At 58.8% G+C, this 17,888-nt stretch carries 14 protein-coding genes and 3 pseudogenes; 10 read left to right on the top strand and 7 right to left on the bottom strand.

Features of this window, described 5'->3' with window-relative positions; genetic code table 11:
• The first annotated feature begins 113 nt into the window (after nucleotides 1-113).
• From ABKF58_RS12465 to ABKF58_RS12450, 4 genes and pseudogenes are all read left to right on the top strand, one after another.
• The gene (locus ABKF58_RS12465) at nucleotides 114-1,016 is read left to right on the top strand and encodes an IS110 family RNA-guided transposase (protein WP_482580995.1); all 903 of its coding nucleotides are present in this window, start codon (nucleotides 114-116) and stop codon (nucleotides 1,014-1,016) included.
• 379 nt (nucleotides 1,017-1,395) lie between these two features.
• Nucleotides 1,396-1,772, top strand: a pseudogene (gene tnpA, locus ABKF58_RS12460) (IS66-like element accessory protein TnpA); the annotation flags it as partial.
• A gap of 137 nt (nucleotides 1,773-1,909) precedes the next feature.
• A complete protein-coding gene (locus ABKF58_RS12455; protein ID WP_482580994.1) occupies nucleotides 1,910-2,929 on the top strand; it encodes an IS110 family RNA-guided transposase in 1,020 nt (339 codons plus the stop codon).
• A 370-nt stretch (nucleotides 2,930-3,299) separates the two neighbouring features.
• Nucleotides 3,300-3,635 (top strand): annotated as a pseudogene (locus tag ABKF58_RS12450) (transposase); the annotation flags it as partial.
• Between the two features lie 268 nt (nucleotides 3,636-3,903).
• Here the strand turns inward: ABKF58_RS12450 and ABKF58_RS12445 are convergent.
• The 3 genes and pseudogenes from ABKF58_RS12445 to ABKF58_RS12435 all read right to left on the bottom strand — a co-directional run bounded on the left by ABKF58_RS12445 (nucleotide 3,904) and on the right by ABKF58_RS12435 (nucleotide 6,758).
• A pseudogene (locus ABKF58_RS12445) lies at nucleotides 3,904-5,813 on the bottom strand (TRAP transporter large permease).
• Complete coding sequence (dctP, locus tag ABKF58_RS12440) at nucleotides 5,810-6,235, bottom strand: TRAP transporter substrate-binding protein DctP (protein WP_482584370.1); 426 nt, start codon at nucleotides 6,233-6,235, stop codon at nucleotides 5,810-5,812. The pseudogene ABKF58_RS12445 and the gene dctP overlap by 4 nt, the downstream one beginning before the upstream one ends.
• Entirely contained in the window at nucleotides 6,141-6,758 is a 618-nt protein-coding gene (locus ABKF58_RS12435; RefSeq protein WP_482580992.1) for a TRAP transporter substrate-binding protein, read from the bottom strand. The genes dctP and ABKF58_RS12435 overlap by 95 nt, the downstream gene beginning before the upstream one ends.
• 472 nt (nucleotides 6,759-7,230) lie before the next feature.
• Between ABKF58_RS12435 and ABKF58_RS12430 the strand changes: the two genes are divergently transcribed.
• Nucleotides 7,231-7,473, top strand: a complete 243-nt coding sequence (locus ABKF58_RS12430; RefSeq protein WP_482580991.1) for a hypothetical protein — start codon at nucleotides 7,231-7,233, stop codon at nucleotides 7,471-7,473.
• Between the two features lie 71 nt (nucleotides 7,474-7,544).
• On the opposite strand, the gene ABKF58_RS12425 is transcribed toward ABKF58_RS12430, so the two are convergent.
• Nucleotides 7,545-8,297: an SDR family oxidoreductase gene (locus tag ABKF58_RS12425; RefSeq protein ID WP_482580989.1), complete on the bottom strand. Its 753-nt coding sequence runs from the start codon at nucleotides 8,295-8,297 to the stop codon at nucleotides 7,545-7,547.
• A 96-nt stretch (nucleotides 8,298-8,393) separates the two neighbouring features.
• On the opposite strand from ABKF58_RS12425, the gene ABKF58_RS12420 reads away from it, so the two are divergent.
• The 4 genes from ABKF58_RS12420 to moaA all read left to right on the top strand — a co-directional run bounded on the left by ABKF58_RS12420 (nucleotide 8,394) and on the right by moaA (nucleotide 13,314).
• A complete protein-coding gene (locus ABKF58_RS12420) occupies nucleotides 8,394-9,317 on the top strand; it encodes a LysR family transcriptional regulator (RefSeq protein ID WP_482580988.1) in 924 nt (307 codons plus the stop codon).
• A 1,044-nt stretch (nucleotides 9,318-10,361) separates the two neighbouring features.
• Entirely contained in the window at nucleotides 10,362-11,282 is a 921-nt protein-coding gene (locus tag ABKF58_RS12415) for a bestrophin family protein (RefSeq protein WP_482580986.1), read from the top strand.
• 20 nt (nucleotides 11,283-11,302) lie between these two features.
• Nucleotides 11,303-12,142: a formate dehydrogenase accessory sulfurtransferase FdhD gene (fdhD, locus tag ABKF58_RS12410; RefSeq protein WP_482580985.1), complete on the top strand. Its 840-nt coding sequence runs from the start codon at nucleotides 11,303-11,305 to the stop codon at nucleotides 12,140-12,142.
• Nucleotides 12,143-12,228: 86 nt separating this feature from the next.
• Nucleotides 12,229-13,314 carry a GTP 3',8-cyclase MoaA gene (gene moaA / locus ABKF58_RS12405; protein ID WP_482580984.1) on the top strand — a complete coding sequence of 362 codons (1,086 nt, stop codon included), beginning with the start codon at nucleotides 12,229-12,231 and terminating at the stop codon, nucleotides 13,312-13,314.
• Nucleotides 13,315-13,402: 88 nt separating this feature from the next.
• Here moaA and ABKF58_RS12400 read toward each other — a convergent pair whose 3' ends face one another.
• The 3 genes from ABKF58_RS12400 to ABKF58_RS12390 form a co-directional block, all read right to left on the bottom strand.
• Nucleotides 13,403-13,705, bottom strand: a complete 303-nt coding sequence (locus ABKF58_RS12400; protein WP_482580982.1) for a helix-turn-helix domain-containing protein — start codon at nucleotides 13,703-13,705, stop codon at nucleotides 13,403-13,405.
• A 139-nt stretch (nucleotides 13,706-13,844) separates the two neighbouring features.
• Nucleotides 13,845-14,840, bottom strand: coding sequence for an aminotransferase-like domain-containing protein (locus ABKF58_RS12395; RefSeq protein ID WP_482580980.1), 996 nt, complete (start codon nucleotides 14,838-14,840; stop codon nucleotides 13,845-13,847).
• The gene (locus tag ABKF58_RS12390; protein ID WP_482580979.1) at nucleotides 14,837-15,268 is read right to left on the bottom strand and encodes a GntR family transcriptional regulator; all 432 of its coding nucleotides are present in this window, start codon (nucleotides 15,266-15,268) and stop codon (nucleotides 14,837-14,839) included. The genes ABKF58_RS12395 and ABKF58_RS12390 overlap by 4 nt, the downstream gene beginning before the upstream one ends.
• A 251-nt stretch (nucleotides 15,269-15,519) precedes the next feature.
• On the opposite strand from ABKF58_RS12390, the gene ABKF58_RS12385 reads away from it, so the two are divergent.
• Nucleotides 15,520-17,847: an FdhF/YdeP family oxidoreductase gene (locus ABKF58_RS12385; RefSeq protein ID WP_482580977.1), complete on the top strand. Its 2,328-nt coding sequence runs from the start codon at nucleotides 15,520-15,522 to the stop codon at nucleotides 17,845-17,847.
• Nucleotides 17,848-17,888: the final 41 nt, after the last annotated feature.

The raw sequence follows: 17,888 nt of genomic DNA, 5'->3' as shown, positions 1-17,888 counted from the left end.
AAAGATAGCATAAAGGCAAACCCGAGCGGGGTAACGCCCCGAACGTGGGCCAAGAGTCCGGGCGAATGAATATTGATCGATAGAGAGAGCTACCTGCCGGTTGCGTGGTTGGCATGGAAGCGTGCAGTTCCTCACACTATTGGGCCCGACGCATGTTGGCGCTCGGGCTACAGCCACGACTGATGGCCGCCGAATTCGTCAAACCGTTCCGCAAGAGCCGGCGCACCAAGAACGACCATAATGATGCCGAAGCTATTGCGATCGCAGCCCAGCAGCCGACCATGCGTTTTGTCACGATAAAGAGCGAAGCCCAACAGGCCCGCCTATCCTGGCACCGACTGCGCGAAGGCTGGAAGGAAGAACGCACGGCACTGATCAATCGCATACGTGGCCTGCTGCTTGAGTTCGGCTATCCACTCCCCCGCAGTGCGAGCGCGTTCACTCGCGGCTTGCAGGTTGCTACCCTGCACCAATCGTTGCCTCTGCCATTCCGACAACTGCTAATACGCGCGCAAACTCAGCTCAAGCAACTGGACGAGCACCTCGCGGCCTGCGACCGCACCATTGCTCTCTCGGCGCGTCAGTCTGAAGACAGCCAGCGCCTGCAGCAGGTCGGCGACGTCGGACCGCTTACCGCAGATGCCATCCCGGCCACTGTTGGTAAGGCGCTCGATTTCAAGAATGGTCGCCAATTCGCCGCTTGGCTTGGGCTGACACCGAGGCAGTACAGCAGTGGAGGCAAGACCAAACTTGGGCACATCAGCCGGCGTGGCGATGCCTACTTGCGCACCCTTCTGATTCAGGGAGCCCGCTCGACACTGCAAATCGCGCTGAAACGCGGCCCCGATAAACTTAACCGACTCGAGCACTGGGTCGTCGAGCTATACGGTCGGGTTGGGTATCACAAGACATTAGTTGCAATTGCCAACAAACATGCGCGCCAGCTGTGGGCGATGTTGGCTAAAGGCGAAGCGTACAACCCAGAGGCCTGGAAGAAGGGTTCAGCTACGACATAAAGGAGTTCCCCCGACCCTGCGACACACACGTGATAGCCAAACAGGTCAGACCGACCCCCTGCGAACCTGATATGCCTGATGGGCCCGAAGCCTATTACGGTTGATCCCCGTATGACGGTAGCCCGGTAAGGGAATGAGGGCAGGTGGAGCGGTTTATATCTTGGCCCGGGCAAGCTAAGCCCAACAAGGCCGGTTATGGAGATGCAGTCTGCTCTTGTGACGGAAATCGCAGGGGGTCAGGGTCAGGAAAAAGGTGACAGGTTTCGGTTTCGACCACGCACCACTGGTGGTGCGTGGTCGAAACCGATTGAATCAAACCCTGTTTAGGGCATTGGGGGTTGCCGGGGAAGTCCTTATGGATAGGCATACGACTGTGTTTATGACTCACACTAACAACTCCTCCACCGAGGTTCTGGGGCCGGAGCGCCGCCGTCGCTGGTCCATCGAAGAAAAACTGGCCATGGTCCGTGAAAGCTTCGAGCCAGGACAAACCGTGTCGCTGGTGGCACGCCGCCATGGCATCAATCCGAACCAGCTATTCCACTGGCGCAAGCTCCATCAGGACGGCAGCCTGTCAGCGGTGAGTGCAGGCGAAGCCGTGGTGCCCGCCTCGGAGTTAGCCGAAGCGATGAAGCAAATCCGCGAGCTACAGCGCCTGCTGGGCAAAAAGACCATGGAAGCGGAGATTCTCAAGGAAGCCGTGGAGGTCGCCCGCTCGCGAAAATGGATTGCGCGCTCGCCCTTGTTACCGGGGGAATGTAATGAACGTCTCCCATCCCGGTGTTCCGTGAGAGTGAGTGCATAGAAGAAGGTAGATTCTCACGGACCAGCTGCATCAGAGCGCCCATGGAGGAAGATCATAAAAGTCTTCACAGGCAAGCCGGAGAATCCTCATGAAACTTACGCCCGTTGGGATTGATATCGCAAAGTCTCTGTTTCAAGTGCACCACGTGGACATGGAAACGGGAGAGATCGTGAATAAGGCGCTCAAGCGCGCCGGGTTCCTCAAGTACTTTGCAAATCGGGCGCCCTGCCTGATTGGCATGGAGGCGTGCGGGGGATCTCAGCACTGGGCGCGCGAGCTTGTGAAGCTTGGGCATCAAGTCAAGCTGATGCCGGCGCGCTTTGTCAAAGCGTTCAACATCGGCAACAAGAACGATGCGGCAGATGCGAGGGCAATCTGGCTCGCAGTGCAGCAGCCCGGCAAGGCCGTGGCGGTGAAGACGGAGGATCAGCAGGCAGTGCTGGCCATGCACCGAATGCGCCAGCAGTTGGTGAAGGTCCGCACAATGCAGATCAACGCGTTGCGCGGCTTGCTGACTGAGTACGGCGAGGTAATGGGCACGAGTCGTGCCTCGCTGGATAAACGCGTACTCGGAGTGCTGGAGCGGCTTGCCGAGCGCCTGCCGGCGATGCTGATCGACACTCTGCGTGAGCAGTGGAATGGGCTAGCGAAGCTGGACGAGCAGGTCGCAACAATCGAGCGGCGTCTGAAAGCTTGGATGAAACAGAACAAGGCGTGCGCGGCGATTGCCGAAATACCCGGCATCGGGCTGCTCACGGCTACGGCGGCGGTGGCAACGATGGGGGATGCGAAGGTGTACAGGTCCGGGCGGGAATTCGCGGCATACATCGGTTTGGTACCGAGGCAGTCAGGATCGGGAGGCAAGGTCAATTTGCTGGGCATCAGCAAGCGTGGCGACACGTATCTGCGCACGCTGCTGATTCACGGTGCGCGCAGCGTGTTGGCAAATGCGAAAGATCTTGGCCCATGGGTTGAGCAGATCAGGAAGCGTCGTCCACCGAATGTGGTGATCGTAGCCTTGGCCAACAAGATGGCACGAACGATTTGGGCAGTCCTGGCACACGAGAGGCAGTACGAGAAAGCCTATGTCAGCGTGAAGCCGGCATGACTGGCAGCACAGCGTAAGAAAATTACCGTTTTACAGAGGACGAATCATCGAAAGGTTGCGCAGGCGTTTTGCATGTGATGACAAACCAGGTAAGACCGTGACTCGCCAAGCCTGAACTGGTCGTAGAGCCTTGAGCTCGCCGGAGGAATGAGGCACGAGTCAGCGGATTTCATCGGGGCCCGCAGCGGCAATACCGGCTGCAAAAAAGGCCGGATATAGAGCTGCAACCTATCCTGTCCGTCAACACACAAGAAAACCTGCTCAAATGGGAGACGTTCATATAGACGACCAGTGAAACTGGTCAGTGACTGCCTTGGTGTAGCGCGCTCCCATCTGGCCGCCCGACGCAAACGTTCTGCGGATTGGCGCGACGCTCGCCGCCAACCAGGCGTTGATGACGGTGTACGTGATGAAGTCCAGCCTGAAAGCGATCTGGTCAGCCCCGACGGCGTGGGCTTGGAGAACGGCCTGGAAGGAGTGGATGAGGCAGGCCGCCGAGAGTGGGATTGCGCCGCTGATGAGCTTTGCCAAACGGCTGTCTGGCTACTGGCGAGGCATTGTGAGCGGGGTACGCTGGCCGATGCACACTGGCCAGCTTGAAGGAATCAACAACCGGATCAAGGTGATGAAACGGATGGCTTACGGCTACCGGGACAGCGACTACTTCTTTCTGAAGATCAAAGCCGCATTCCCCAGTAATCCGTGATGAACCTAAAATTAACGGGGACTAATCATCCATCCAGCGTATCTTATCGGCACAGGCGAGCTTGTTGCGCGGCACCGCTGTGTTCTCCACTTGGTACCGGCGGCAGCGCCACTGAAGCCGTGTTCAGATCCGCGCTGGCGATAGTTTCTTCGCAGCATCTAATCGTATTATCAACTTATCAACATCGCCAACAATTGCTTGAAGCGACTTCCAAACAAAGAGGCTGGACGTGTATCCAGCCTCTTTGATCTCTGCGTGTACACGCCTCTTAGCTATTCAGGAAGCCGGTCGAAATCCATGGTACCGCTGCGATCACCACGATTCCAATGAACAGTGCAGCCATATAACCCATAATTGGACGAATGCCCAAGTTCGGTGAGATCTTGCTGACTGCACACGCGCCGTAATAGCCAACCCCGAACGGCGGCGAAAACAGCCCCAAACCCATCGAAAGAATGACAACCATTGCGTATTGAACTTCATGGATGCCGACAGCCCGGGCAATGGGGAAAAGTAACGGCCCGAAGAGAACGATGGCTGGTATTCCCTCGAGGACGCTGCCTAAGATGATGAACGTGAAAACTGACACAACCATGAAGGTGAACGCGCCCCCTGGCAGTTGCTGCATGAAATCCGCCAGTCCGTGAGAGAAACCGGACTGTGTGAGCGCCCACGCCATCGCGGTAGCTGTACCAATGATGATGAGAATCGCACCGGAAAGAGCGGCCGTCTCCACGAGCATCGGGCCAACGCGCTTCCAATCAAAGCATCGATACACCATGAGCCCAGCGACAACAGAATATGCGATGCCGACTGTCGAAACTTCCGTTGCTGTGGCCACGCCCTCCACAACAGCCATGCGGATGACAACCGGAAGGGCCAACGCCGGGATGGATACCACAAACGCCTTTCCGACCAAGGACCACGCGGCCCTCGTGGAGGACGTGGGCTCGAATTTTCGAGCCCGCCACCAGACAAGCATGCATAACATTAACGCCAGTACGAGCCCCGGCAAGAGACCGCCGGTAAAAAGCGCAGAGATTGATACGCCAGTAACCGATCCGATCGTGATAAGCACGATGCTTGGCGGGACCGTTTCGGTCTGTGCGCCGGTTGCCGATAGCAGTGCGACGAGCTCGCCGGGATTCTCACCACGCTTTTTCATCTCAGGGAACAGAATCGGAGCAACGGCCGCCATATCGGCCGCTTTTGACCCCGAAATCCCAGAAATGAGGTACATCGCGCCAACCAAAACATATGAGAGGCCCCCCGGACGTGACCCAGCAACGATGCCAGGAAGTTGATCATCGCCCGTGCCATTCCTGTCATCTCAATGAGAAGCCCGAGGAAGATAAACATCGGCACAGCCAACAGAAGGATTTGAGACATTCCTTCGTCCATGCGGCTGACGACAATTTCCAACGGCATGGTGGTTGACATTGAAAGATAAGCAAACACGGAAAGGCCGAAGGAGAATGCGATAGGCATTCCGCTCAAGACGGTGAAACCGACCACACCAACGAAGAAAATCACTAAATTCAGGTTTCCAAGCGATTGCAAAACAGGTCCGGCATGTTCCAGCGCAAACACAGTCACTAGCGACACCGCAATCCCAGTCATTGCAGTCTTCCAACCGATTGCTAACAACTTGACCACGCAGATCAGCAGCATCGACACAATCCCGAAGATGATAGCCGCGACGCGTAGGCCATCATTGAGCTCCATTGTCGGTGTCAGAATGTCCCACTGCTGCTTGAGATAAGCGATCGACGGAACAAGTACGAGGCCGAGAAAAAGCATGCTCGCCATCATCGACATGGTGTCCCAGAAGGGATTCCACTGCTCGCCCATGCGGTTGACCAGTGCCGTCATGCGCATGTGGCTTCCTCGATGCAACGCCGTAGCGGCACCTGTCATTGCGAGCCAGAGAAAAAGAATGGAAGCGAGTTCGTCGCCCCAGATTAGTGGATGGTGCAGGACATAACGAGCAACAACACCGCTGAAAAGCAAGATAACTTCTGCTAGCACCAGCAGTGCCGCAGGCACAGAGACGCACAGGCCTAGCGCGAAGTCCACATGGGACAGCCAGCGGGGAACAGTCTTCGTCGTCTGATGGATGGTTGCGCTAGTTTGTTGCTCGAGTGCGTCGTCAACGTCTTTCAGCGTTTGCGTTCTCATGCCAGCTTCCCCGTGTACTTCTCCACAAGACCCCATTCTTTGTCGCCGAAGAATTGCTTCTGCTCCGTGTAGTAGTTCGCAGATTGCAGGGCGTGGCGGAACGCGTTCACGTCAGCGGTGTTAAACACAAGCCCTCTGCCCTCAAGGGTCTTCCGCAGGGAGGCGTTCAATTGAATCACGTCTTGCCGTTGCTTCAACGCCCCTGCATTGAGGTGCTTTGAGACGATGTCACGGACGGAGGGCGGCATCTTTTCCCACGCTGTCTTGTTACCCAACAACCAGTAGCCGTCCCACATGTGGTTCGTCATCGAGCAGTATTTCTGGACTTCATAAAGCTTCGCGGCGTCTACTACGGCCAGCGCGTTCTCCTGCCCGTCGACGACTTTTGTCTGCAACGAAGAATAGACTTCGTTGAAGCTGATCGACGCCGGGGCTGCGGAAAGTGACTTGAACAGCGAGATCCAGAGACGACCACCAGTGCACGCGAATTTTCATGCCCCGAAGGTCGGCAGGAGCCTTGATGGGCTTCGTACTGGTCGTGATCTGGCGGAACCCGTTGTTCCAGATCTTGTCCAGCACGATCAGATTCGCGTTTCTAATAAGCCCGCGAATATGGGCGCCAAGGTCGCCATCGAATGCTGCAAATACTTGGTCATAGTCTTTATACGCGAAGCCGACGCCAGAGATAGACGCCTTCGGAACCAGAGTCGAAAGGGTATTAGCACCTGAGACCGCATAAAACTCCAGTGCCCCGGCTCGCAGCTGCGAGAACATGTCCGGGTCGCCGCCAAGCTGATTATTGGGAAACACGCGGAGGTCGATTCGACCGTCTGTCTCCTTCCTGATCGCATCCGATGCCTCTTGGAGGCGAACGTTCAGCGGGTGAGCTGCCGGCAGATTCGTCCCGACCTTGTAGGTGAACTCCGCTGCGTAGGCTCGGCGCACCCAAGGACCACCAAGGAGACCTGTCGCTGCAACTGCAACTGCTCCAGTTCCACAAATGAGAAAGCCTCTACGATTTAATCCCATGTTGTCTTCTCCAATGATTTTTTATAATGGCTTGTGACGGACTCGCGCTTTAGATGCTTGCCCACCGATCTCGACTCAATGGTCGAACGGTGCGTGCTCATGCGACTGGATCCGAAGCACCGGTCACATCGGTGCTTGTATTGAGAGTAGCGGAGGTGTCGCCTCGCAACAAACGACTTTATTTCGTCGTATTGTGAGGAAAACTCGCTGTCGCGATCCCCAAACGCGATCGCTCCACCAGAAACTTCCCCGTGTGAAGCAGCCGGCGGCCTAGTGCAGACACATCTTGGCGCGATCTTTTGCCGTATACCTTTGGATTGCCAAGTCAATCAAAGACGGCCTCCGAAAGGCCTGAACGCCGCAACGTCACCATTACAAGCACGCGCGCATGACAATTAAGTTCGCCGTTGCCGCAGGACAACAGCTCGTCACTCTGGATTTTCTTGAAACTCTCCTCGGTGACAAAAAATCGCGGCGCGGAAATAAACGCCCGGGTTCCCATCGCTCAACAATCTGCACGGGCCAGATTCGGATGGAAACGAGCTCTAAATTTTTTCCATCAGCAAGGCCTTTTGGCGCCGCAAGTGGGCTCGTAAAAGCGCCGGATAATCCGCAGAAACAGCGGCTATAACGCTAGCTCTTACCATGAGCTTTTTACGCCAAGCATTGACCTTAGGAAAGTCGGCGAAAAGCGACGCGCCACTAGCCGTTGAGCATGCGGCCTCCATCAACGACGATTTCCGATCCGACCGTCCAACGGGACTCGTCGGAGGCCAGGTACAGCACCGCCTTGGCCACCTCCTCCGGCGTACCGAAGCGGCCGAGCGGGATGGTGGCAGCAATGTCCTTGTTGACTTGCTCGCGATAGGCGTCGGGGATGCCGATCTTGTCGTACAGCGGCGTTTCGATCGGGCCGGGACTGACCGCGTTGACGCGAATCCCGCGTCCAAGCAGTTCGGTCGAAAGGGTCTTCGACATGTTGAGGACCGCGGCCTTGGTGGCGGCATAAACGGAAGAGCGCTCCGCACCGACATGCGCACTAATGGACGTGTTGAGCACTACGGACGCTGGGCGAGCGAACACTGGAAGCAATGCCTGGAACAGAAAGTACGGTCCCTTGACGTTGACATCGAACGAGCGATCGAACATCTCTTCCGTCCATTCCTCGAATGGCAACCAGACGGATACGCCGGCATTGAGGAAGGCAACGTCAAGTTGGCCGTAGTGGTCTTTGACGGCTTGTGCCAGTTCCCTTTGCGCTGCGACGCTGGCCGAGTCGGCGCGCAGAACCGGAACCTCGGATCCAAGTTCGGCTTGGGCCTTCGCGATCGAATCGGGATTGACGCCCGTAACGACGACGCGGGCGCCTTCGGCCAGAAACTGCTTCGCGGTTTCCAGACCGATGCCGCTGGTGCCGCCCGTGATGAGAGTACGTTTACCTTGCAAGCGCGACATTGATTTCTCCTGTAAGTGACAACCAACCGTGGTCGACAGGGAGAAGTGTGCATCCATGCTCGATAATCGATAAGATGTCTCATTTGAATATATTTCATGCTTAAAATGCATGAATTGTGGGGTAGCTTGGACCGATTTCTCTTGATGACATGCTTCGCACGGGCTGTAGAGACGGGAAGTTTCTCTGCTGCAGGGCGAGATTTGGGCTTGGGACAACCCAATGTCAGTCGTTACGTGGCGGCGCTGGAAGATCACCTCCAAACGCGGCTGCTGCACCGATCCACACGCAAGCTTGCCTTGACGCCGGAAGGCGAACGCTACTACGCAGACATCCGGCGAATTCTTGATGCTGTGGACGAATCTGAATCGTCATTCAGGAACAACGTTGATCCATCGGGGCTCTTGCGCGTGGCCTGTCCCACCTCGCTGGCGCATACATATGTGTTGCCACACGTACCGGCTTTTTTGGAGCGTTATCCCAGATTGACGCTGGATCTTCAGATCAGCGATCGCTACGTGAACCTTGTGGATGAGGGGATCGAACTCGCAATTCGCATCGGACATTTGGAGGACAGTGCGCTACGCGCTCGGCGCATAGGAATGTACGAGCGTGTGGTCGTGGCCAGTACGGACTACCTGGCTAAACGCGGAGTTCCGCATATACCGAATGACCTGCGCGACCACGACTGCGTGATCTACACCTTGCTGTCGTCCGGTGCGACATGGCGCTTTCATGACACCGATATTCCGGTTTCTGGCAAGCTGAGGGTTAACTCACCCGACGCCGTTCGCGCAGCGGTCACCACAGGTTTAGGTATTGGGCATGGACCGGAATGGCTGTTTGAGGAAGGGTTAAAAAGCGGTCGCTTGCAGTTAATTCTGACGGGATATACTGCTTCGGCCGTCCCTGTTCAGATCGTCTATGTCGCAAACAGGCTTCTTCCAACACGGGCGATCGTGTTTATTGAATTCATTGCCGACGTATTTTCAAGGATTTCCGCTTTCAACAAAAATATCTGATTGCCCAAGCTGTGGGTGATTGATTGCTACCCGCGCAGGAGCATCCTGTAGACCTCTAGAATGAACACGTTTGGAGGAGCGAGCGCAGCTTCGCTTTAGATAGGATAGAGCAAGTCTAACCCAATTTTGTGGCTGCAAAAGCTTTTGGCAGACCAGCGCTGAGTCCGACGGCGGGCATTGGCCGTTTTTGATGATCCGCTATTGCTAGGTTACCTGCCATTAAGGCGACGAGGGTGTAATCGGCAGCATTGGGTTGACAGTACATGTTCCAACGGTCAGAAAGCTGACGAACTTGGTGACAGAGAAATGGCAGGTATCTGATCCTGAGTTGGCACTCAGACCTGAGGGGGGCGCTTTGGCCGAGTTGTTTGCATAGGGCACCCCCGAAGGTGGCCGTCATAACTGCACTGGAGCAAACCGCAGCAGAGTAACAGCCCCTTCGTCACATCTTAGGCGGCCAATTATGCGTCTCTGCCTCGCGCTGCTTGCACCAGGTATACAGCGCTCATACATCGCCAAATCGGAACATGTCCGAAATCCTTTGTACACCGGCAACAGACTGGACTCGTAGATCGGCAGGTTTGGGTGACCTGCTGTCTATAGGAAGCACAGGCAGTTTGTCGACCAAACCGGACTGTCGGCGCCTATCTCATGATCGGCTGCTACCGACCCGTAGCTGCCGGTCGATCCGTCAACGGTTCAACGGTAGGTATCCGAGTGAAGTAGTCACCCGGTATGGCTATTGACGGACAGCGGTTCGGCCAGAGCGGTCAGACGAAAGAGTCTTCGGATCGTCCGCTTCAAGCAGATGAACCGTCTTCAGAAATACAAATCCTGAACGGAACCGATTACGCCAACGGGCGTGACTGCCGCGCGAACCTGACAGAAGGCCGTCCTGGCGGCAACTGTGCTCTTTTCCCCTACGCCGATGTGTGATCACTAGGCACGCCGGATTGCCCATAACCTTGGAGCTAATCCGATGCCGGCTGTGATGGCTGGTCAACACACGCACCGCTTTCCATCGACTCTTTTAGTGTATCCGTCATGATCATCAGACCCACACCCAACTGGTTCCGCATGCTCTTCATCTGGCACGGTTCGGTTCTCCCATCGATCATTCCGCAACTGGTCTTCATGGCGCTGATCAGCGTACTCGCAATGCTCACCGATGGTCGCCTGTTGGGCGAGAAAATTCCCTTGAACGCGATACCGTTTACCCTGTGCGGCGTTGCGCTGGCCATCTTTCTCGCGTTCCGCAACAACGCCAGTTACGAGCGGTTCTGGGAAGCGCGCCGGCTGTGGGGAAACGTACTGATTTCCGCGCGCGCACTGACGTCGCAGGTGATTGCCTACGCGCCGGACGACCCCGCCGTATTCGATCGCGACGGCTTCGTGCGGTTGCTAATTGCATTCGTCTACGCGTTCAAGCACCAACTGCGGCGCACTGATGTGGCAACCGATCTGGCGCGACTGCTCGGGCCGGACAACGCGATGGCCGTGGCGGGCCGTTTGTTCCGCCCCATCGTTCTGCTCAACGAAGCGCGCTGCCGCCTCGGCGAGCTGAAGCGCAGCGGCGCGCTCACCGACAGCCAGCTTTGGCTGCTCGACACGCAGCTCAACGAACTCGGAGCGGCCGTCGGCGGCTGCGAACGCATCGCGGCGACACCGATTCCGTTCGTGTACGGCGTGCTACTGCACCGTACCGTCTATGCCTATTGCGCGATGCTGCCGTTTGGGCTCGTCGACACGATTAACATTGCGACACCGCTCGTGTGCACGTTCGTGTCATACACGATGATCGCGCTTGAGGCGATCGCGGGCGAGATTTCCCAGCCGTTCGGCGTCGCGCCCAATCAGTTGGCACTCGACGCGATGACGTGCAACGTGGAGAGGGCGCTGCTCGATCTCTGCGACGAGACCGTGCCACCGGAAACCCTGCCCGACGCACGCTATCAACTAACTTGATCTCATCGGAGGAACCCATCATGCAGCCCTGCCCCACCTCTGCCGATCACACCGGCAGCGTCGCTCGCACGGTGATCCGTCGCCGGCACTGCGACACCCGCCGGACTGGCGACCGCATCGTCGAGGAGGTCCCGGTCGCGCTGGTCTTCAACGGCATCGCGCACGCAGTGATGATGGCGACCCCGATCGACCTTGAAGCGTTTGCGCTGGGCTTTGCGCTCAGCGAAGGCATCGTCGAGCGTATGGCTGAGGTGTTCGATATCGAAACGTTCTCGGCAAGCGACAGCGCCGAGGTGCAAGTCACCATCGCGCAGAAGGCCTTCATGGCGCTGAAAGGGAAGCGACGCGCGCTGGCAGGGCGAACTGGCTGCGGGGTCTGCGGAATCGAGAGCATCGAGCTGCTGGATCTGCACCCCGCCCGTATCGCCCATGCCGGCGCCGCCTCCAATATCGGGGCCGATGCCGTCGAGCGCGCAGCGCGCGAATTGCCCACTAGACAGGTTCTGATGCACGAGACCGGAGGCATTCATGCCGCCGCATGGTGTGACCGTGACGGTGCGGTGATCGACGTATTCGAGGACGTCGGCCGACACAACGCGCTCGACAAGCTGATCGGCCACCTCGCGCGCCGTCAGGCGGATACGCGCGATGGCTTCGTGTTTCTGTCCAGCCGTGCCAGTTACGAGCTGGTGCGCAAGGCAGCTCGCTTGCATATCCCGATGATCGCGACCATTTCGGCCCCAACGTCTCTTGCGATCGACGTCGCACAGCAGGCCGGGATACGGCTGCTCGGCTTCTGCCGCGACGACAGCTTCGTCGAATACGCGGCTCCGGAAGACGAAACTGTACTCCTGGGATGAGGAGCGGACTGTGTATCCGGCCCAACGCACCTACGTACTATCCTGCTGGTGAATCGTTTCATCCTCCGAGGAGCATCGGACAGATCATGAACGCCATCGACCACGCGGCACTCGCAGCCGCACTTGCTGACGCCGCCGCGAATCCCATCGACCAACTCGACCGCCCGTTGCGGGATCTGCGTCTGTCTGTGATCGACCAGTGCAACTTTCGGTGCACTTACTGTATGCCACGCGATGTTTTCGATGTGAATTACCCGTTTTTGTCATCATCCGAGCGCTTGTCGTTCGATCAGATGGTCAAGATCGCGCGAGCGTTCGTGTCGCTCGGCGTCGAGAAGATCCGCATCACCGGTGGCGAGCCGCTGCTGCGACGCGGGCTCGAAACGCTGATCGAGCGGCTAGCGGCACTAACAACCTGGAACGGCAAGCCGGTCGAGCTCGCGCTCACCACCAACGGTTCGCTGCTCGCCGGCAAGGCACGCTCGCTACGCAACGCCGGCCTGACCCGCGTGACGGTCAGCCTCGACGCGGTAGAAGACGCGGTGTTCCGCCGCATGACCGATGTCGACGTGCCCGTGGCACGCATCCTTGACGGCATCGACGCGGCGTGTGCCGCAGGGCTTATGCCCATCAAGGTCAATACGGTGATCGAGCGCGGCGTGAACGATAGCCAGATCCTGCCGCTGGTCCGCCTGTTCAAGGGCAGCGGCGTGGCGGTGCGCTTCATCGAATACATGGATGTCGGCGGCGCGGCATTCTGGGCAAGCGACAAGGTGCTCACGTCGCGGCAGATGCAGGACATCATCGAAGCGGAATTCTCCCTCGTTCCTCTCGACAATCACGAACCCACCGAGACATCGGTCAACTATCGCCATGCAGACGGCTCCGGCGAGGTCGGGTTCATCTCGAGCGTATCGCATCCCTTCTGCGGCTCGTGCACGCGTGCGCGCTTATCGGCCGACGGCCAACTGTATACCTGCCTGTTCGCGACGCATGGTACGGATCTTAAGCCCTGGCTGACCGAGGCCGCTTCCATCGAGCAACTGGCCGATGCGGTCCGTCGGAGTTGGAGCCACCGCGACGACCGCTACTCAGAGCTTCGCGCGACGAAGCGCAAGGCCGGATCGGGTAAGGTCTACCCCACCGTCCGCATGTCGCTGGTCGGCGGTTGATGCCTGCCCACCCCGTACGGCAAAGCCCCCCTGAAAAAAGAGACGGCGCGCCCGAAAGCCCGCCGTCTCGCGCTGACAGTCCCCTGCATCAACCCGCGCCGTCGGCCTCGATCCCCGCCACCGTCTCGCAGAGCGCGCGCCCTTGCTCGGTCAGCACGGCCATCCCGCGTCCGTTCTCGTCGATGCTAAAATCGGCCAGTCCTGCAGACTTCAGCACCGTGAGTGTCCGTCGCAACGTGCTCATCGGCAGTCGGGCGCGTTTTGCCAGCTTGGCCAAGGCCCATGGCCTGTCAGGACCATCCTTGGACGACACCCACAGTTGCTCGAGCACCACGGCGACGACCGGGTCGAATTCGCCGTCGTTCGTCTGTCCTGCTTGCACTTCGTTCATGCTCGTCCTTCCCTCGCAACGATGACGACACAGCCGATTCTAGCCGCGGCGCGCAAGCTTGAGGGTGCCTGACGCGCGATCCGCATACTGTACTGGCTGTGCCGCCCGCGAGCTGTACTGCTTTCGCTGACCTCACGCGTCAGCGGGCTAACGTTCCGACCAGCTTGCCGACGGTAATCAACGCCTGTTCGATCTCGCTGGACCATGGACTGCTGTAGTTGAGTCGGATGAAATTCCGGTAGGTGTCCGAGGTCGAGAACATATAGCCCGGCCCGATCGTGATACCCCTCTCGAGAGCCAGCTGATAAAGCCGCATCGAGTCGACCTTGGGCGGCAGCTCGATCCACAGTACATAGCCGCCCGCCGGAGAGGACATGCGCGTGCCGTCGGGAAAGAAGCGAGACACCATCGCCCGCATCAGATTGGCCTGTTGCGCATAGGCCTTCCGGACCCGGCGCAGGTGATGCTCGTAGCCATCCCGTTCGAGAAATTCCGCTATCGCGAGTTGCGGAATGGAGGGCGTCGTCAAGGTGTTGAGGAACTTGAGCCTCTCTACCTCGTCGCGATAGCGGCCGTGCAGCGCCCAGCCGATCCGGTAGGCCGCCGTCAGGCTCTTCGAGAACGACGCGCAATGCAGCACGAGCCCCTTCTTGTCGTAGGACTTCAGTGTGCTCGGGTGCGAAGCGCCGAAGTACAGCTCGTTGTACACGCCGTTCTCGATGACCGGAATGTCCTTCTTGGTGACGAACTCGACCAGCTCGCGCTTGCGTTCGTCCGGCATCTGGAAACCGAGCGGATTCTGGAAGTTCGGCATCACCATGCACGCGGCGATGGGTTGCGATTCTACGATCGCGGCGAGCGCCGCAATGTCGATGCCGTGCTCCGGATGCGTCGAAACCTCGATCGCCTTCATCCCCATCCGCTCGATCGCGTGCAGCATCGCGTAGAAAGTCGGCGATTCAACGGCGATCACGTCACCGGGTTTGGCGACCGCCTGCAGACAGAGGTTGATCGCCTCCGTCGCACCGACCGTGATGATGATCTCGTTCGGATCGACCGACATGCCGTTTTCGAGGTAGCGTCGCGCGATCTGGCGCACAAGTTCCGGATTGCCGGGCGGCAGCGCATTCGTCACGCCCCATTGCCTTTTTCCCGGCCGGCCAAATACGCATAGCGGTTCAGCTTTTCAAACGGAAACAGGCCCGGATCGGGATAGGGCGAGCCGAGCGGCACGGCACCGTCTGTGCTGATCGAACGCAGGGTCGACAGCACCAGCCGGCTTACGTCGACCGACGACGAAATGGCGATCGGCTTGGTGGGCCGGAGTTTGCGTACTTGGCGCTCGCCATCGTCACTGCGCAGGTTGACGAAATAGCCGGACTGAGGCCGGCTTTCCAGCAGGCCGCGGCTCTCCAGCAGCAAATAGGCACGAATCACAGTGGTGATGCTGAGCCGGTGCTGCTGACTGGTCTGCCGTACCGACGGCACGCGATCACCGTGACTGTACACGCCTTGCCGGATCAGCTTCTCCAGATCGTCCGCAAGCTTTTCGTAAAGTTTCATCGCCCCACTCCCGCATCCGATCGCAGCCCGGCCGAATGCGGTGGCATGGGGACGAATGCACTTCAGTATACAGTCCACGCGAATGCGGGAGGATAACAGAACTGTACTCTTGTAAATCGAATGGATGTGTGTGCCCCGCCCCTCCTCCTGCGCTTTTACTCTTCGGCTCATGGAACGCGCCGCATGGCAGAACCCGACTTCAGGCTGCTCGGGCACGACATAGACGACGCGTCATCAATGGAGCCAAGGTTATGGAAAAGGCAACACCGAAGGGAAAAATCGAGGCATACGACCATCCGGCCGCAGGCTGGGGCGCCCTCAAATACGTCGCGATCAATCTGATCAAGGAGCGGGTCGCGGGCGGCAACTATCGAACGCTGTTCAAGCAAAACCAGCCAGATGGCTTCGACTGCCCCGGCTGCGCGTGGCCCGACCGGCAGCACGCGTCGACCTTCGAATTCTGCGAGAACGGCGTAAAAGCAGTCGCGGCCGAGGCGACGACAAAACGCGTGACCCCGGCGTTCTTCGAGGCCCATACCGTCGAGGAGCTGATGAAGCAGACGGACTACGAACTCGAGCAGCACGGCCGGCTGACCGACCCGATGGTGTATGACCCACGGACCGACCGCTACCAGCCGATCGCGTGGCACGATGCCTTCGCGCTGGTCGCGAAGCATCTGAACCAGCTCGACTCGCCCCACGAAGCAGCGTTCTACACGTCCGGCCGCGCGAGCAACGAAGCCGCGTTCCTGTACCAGCTGTTCGTACGCATGTACGGCACCAACAACTTCCCCGACTGCTCGAACATGTGCCACGAAGCGACCAGCCGCGGTCTGCCGACGACAGTCGGCATCGGCAAGGGCACGGTCACACTCGACGACTTCGAGCTCGCGGACACCATCATTATCTTCGGCCAGAATCCCGCAACCAACCATCCACGCATGCTGGGTGAACTGCGCGAGGCATCCCGCCGTGGCGCCACGATCGTCTCGGTCAATCCGCTGCGCGAACGGGGGCTCGAGCGCTTCGCGAGCCCCCAGCATCCGCTTGAGATGCTCACCTTCGGCAGCACGAAGATCGCATCGACGTTCATCCAGCCGAAGCTGGGGGGCGACTTCGCGCTGATCAAGGGCGTCGCGAAGCATGTGATCGAACTCGACGACCTAGCCGTCGCGAAAGGCACTGAGCGCGTGATCGACGTGGATTTCATCCGCGAGCACACGCTCGGCTTCGACGCGTTCGCCGCGGATCTGCGCGCCGAGAGCTGGCCGCTGCTCGAATCCGAATCCGGCGTCGCACACGAAGACATCGAGGACCTGGCCCGCATATATGCAAACGGAAAGAGAGTGATCGCAACCTGGGGTATGGGCATCACGCAGCACAAGCACTCGGTGCAGACCGTGCACATGCTGTCGAACCTGCTGATGATGCGCGGAAACATCGGCCGCGAAGGCGCGGGGCTCTGCCCAGTGCGCGGACACTCGAATGTGCAGGGCAACCGCACTATGGGGATCGAGGAGAAACCCTCGCAGGCCTTCCTCGACCGCCTCGGCCAGGTTTTCAGCTTCGAGCCGCCACGCGAGCATGGCCTCGACGTCGTCGAGACCATCGAACACATGGTGGAAGGTCGTCTGAAGGTGTTCATTGGCCTTGGGGGCAACTTCGCGATGGCGACGCCGGATACGCTGCGCACCTTCGACGGCCTGCGCTCGTGCGATCTCACCGTCCATATCACGACGAAGCTGAACCGCAGCCACCTCGTGCACGGCAAAGAAGCCCTGATCCTGCCGACACTTGGCCGCACCGAGATCGACGCGCAGGCTGGCGTGGCACAGGGCATCACCGTCGAGGACTCGATGAGCATGGTGCACATCTCGTACGGGATGAACAAGCCCGCCTCTCCGAACCTGATGTCTGAGACCGCAATCATCGCGAACATTGCGTATGCAACACTCGGTTATGCCAAGGTGGATTGGCTCGGGTTCGCGCGTGACTACGCGATAATCCGCGACGCGATCGAACAGGTGTTCGATGGCTTCGAGGCCTACAACGCGCGTATTCAACAACCAGGCGGCTTCCACCTGCGCGTAGCGTCGCGCGAGCGCGAATGGGAAACACCAACCGGCAAGGCCAACTTCGTCGTGCATCCGGTGCAACAAGACACGCCGATCGCCCGTGCGAAGAAAATCCATGGCGAGCGCCTCATGACGCTGATGACGACCCGTTCGCACGACCAGTACAACACCACCATCTATGCGCTCGACGACCGCTATCGCGGCGTGTTCGGACAGCGCCGCGTCGTGTTCATCCATCCGGCCGACATCGCGATGCTCGGCTTCAAGAACGGCGACTGGGTAGACATGACGACGGTCTGGGACGACGGGATCGAACGCCGCGCAAATTATTTCCGCCTGGTCGAGTACGACATTCCGCGCGGCTGCATCGGCGCGTACTACCCGGAAACGAACCCGCTGGTCCCGCTATCAAGCGTCGGCGACGTCTGCAATACGCCAACCTCGAAGTCGATCCCGGTGCTGCTGCACCGTTCAGTGGAGCCGGCCAGCCTGCCTGCCTTTTGAATTTCGTTCGATCCATGCGGCCGCATCCCGTCGGGGGTGTC

The organism is Pseudogulbenkiania sp. AW2-16 (genome assembly GCF_056824575.1).
The sequence above is the reverse complement of the archived record's forward strand: the minus strand, read 5'-3'. Positions and strand labels throughout refer to the sequence as shown.

Coding starts and splice junctions, on each gene's coding strand:
- ABKF58_RS12465 (WP_482580995.1), top strand. CDS start 114: ATGGAAGCGTGCAGTTCCTCACACTATTGGGCCCGACGCATGTTGGCG.
- ABKF58_RS12455 (WP_482580994.1), top strand. CDS start 1,910: ATGAAACTTACGCCCGTTGGGATTGATATCGCAAAGTCTCTGTTTCAA.
- ABKF58_RS12430 (WP_482580991.1), top strand. CDS start 7,231: ATGACAATTAAGTTCGCCGTTGCCGCAGGACAACAGCTCGTCACTCTG.
- ABKF58_RS12390 (WP_482580979.1), bottom strand. CDS start 15,268: ATGAAACTTTACGAAAAGCTTGCGGACGATCTGGAGAAGCTGATCCGG.
- ABKF58_RS12385 (WP_482580977.1), top strand. CDS start 15,520: ATGGAAAAGGCAACACCGAAGGGAAAAATCGAGGCATACGACCATCCG.
- ABKF58_RS12420 (WP_482580988.1), top strand. CDS start 8,394: ATGCTTAAAATGCATGAATTGTGGGGTAGCTTGGACCGATTTCTCTTG.
- ABKF58_RS12415 (WP_482580986.1), top strand. CDS start 10,362: ATGATCATCAGACCCACACCCAACTGGTTCCGCATGCTCTTCATCTGG.
- ABKF58_RS12400 (WP_482580982.1), bottom strand. CDS start 13,705: ATGAACGAAGTGCAAGCAGGACAGACGAACGACGGCGAATTCGACCCG.
- ABKF58_RS12425 (WP_482580989.1), bottom strand. CDS start 8,297: ATGTCGCGCTTGCAAGGTAAACGTACTCTCATCACGGGCGGCACCAGC.
- moaA (WP_482580984.1), top strand. CDS start 12,229: ATGAACGCCATCGACCACGCGGCACTCGCAGCCGCACTTGCTGACGCC.
- fdhD (WP_482580985.1), top strand. CDS start 11,303: ATGCAGCCCTGCCCCACCTCTGCCGATCACACCGGCAGCGTCGCTCGC.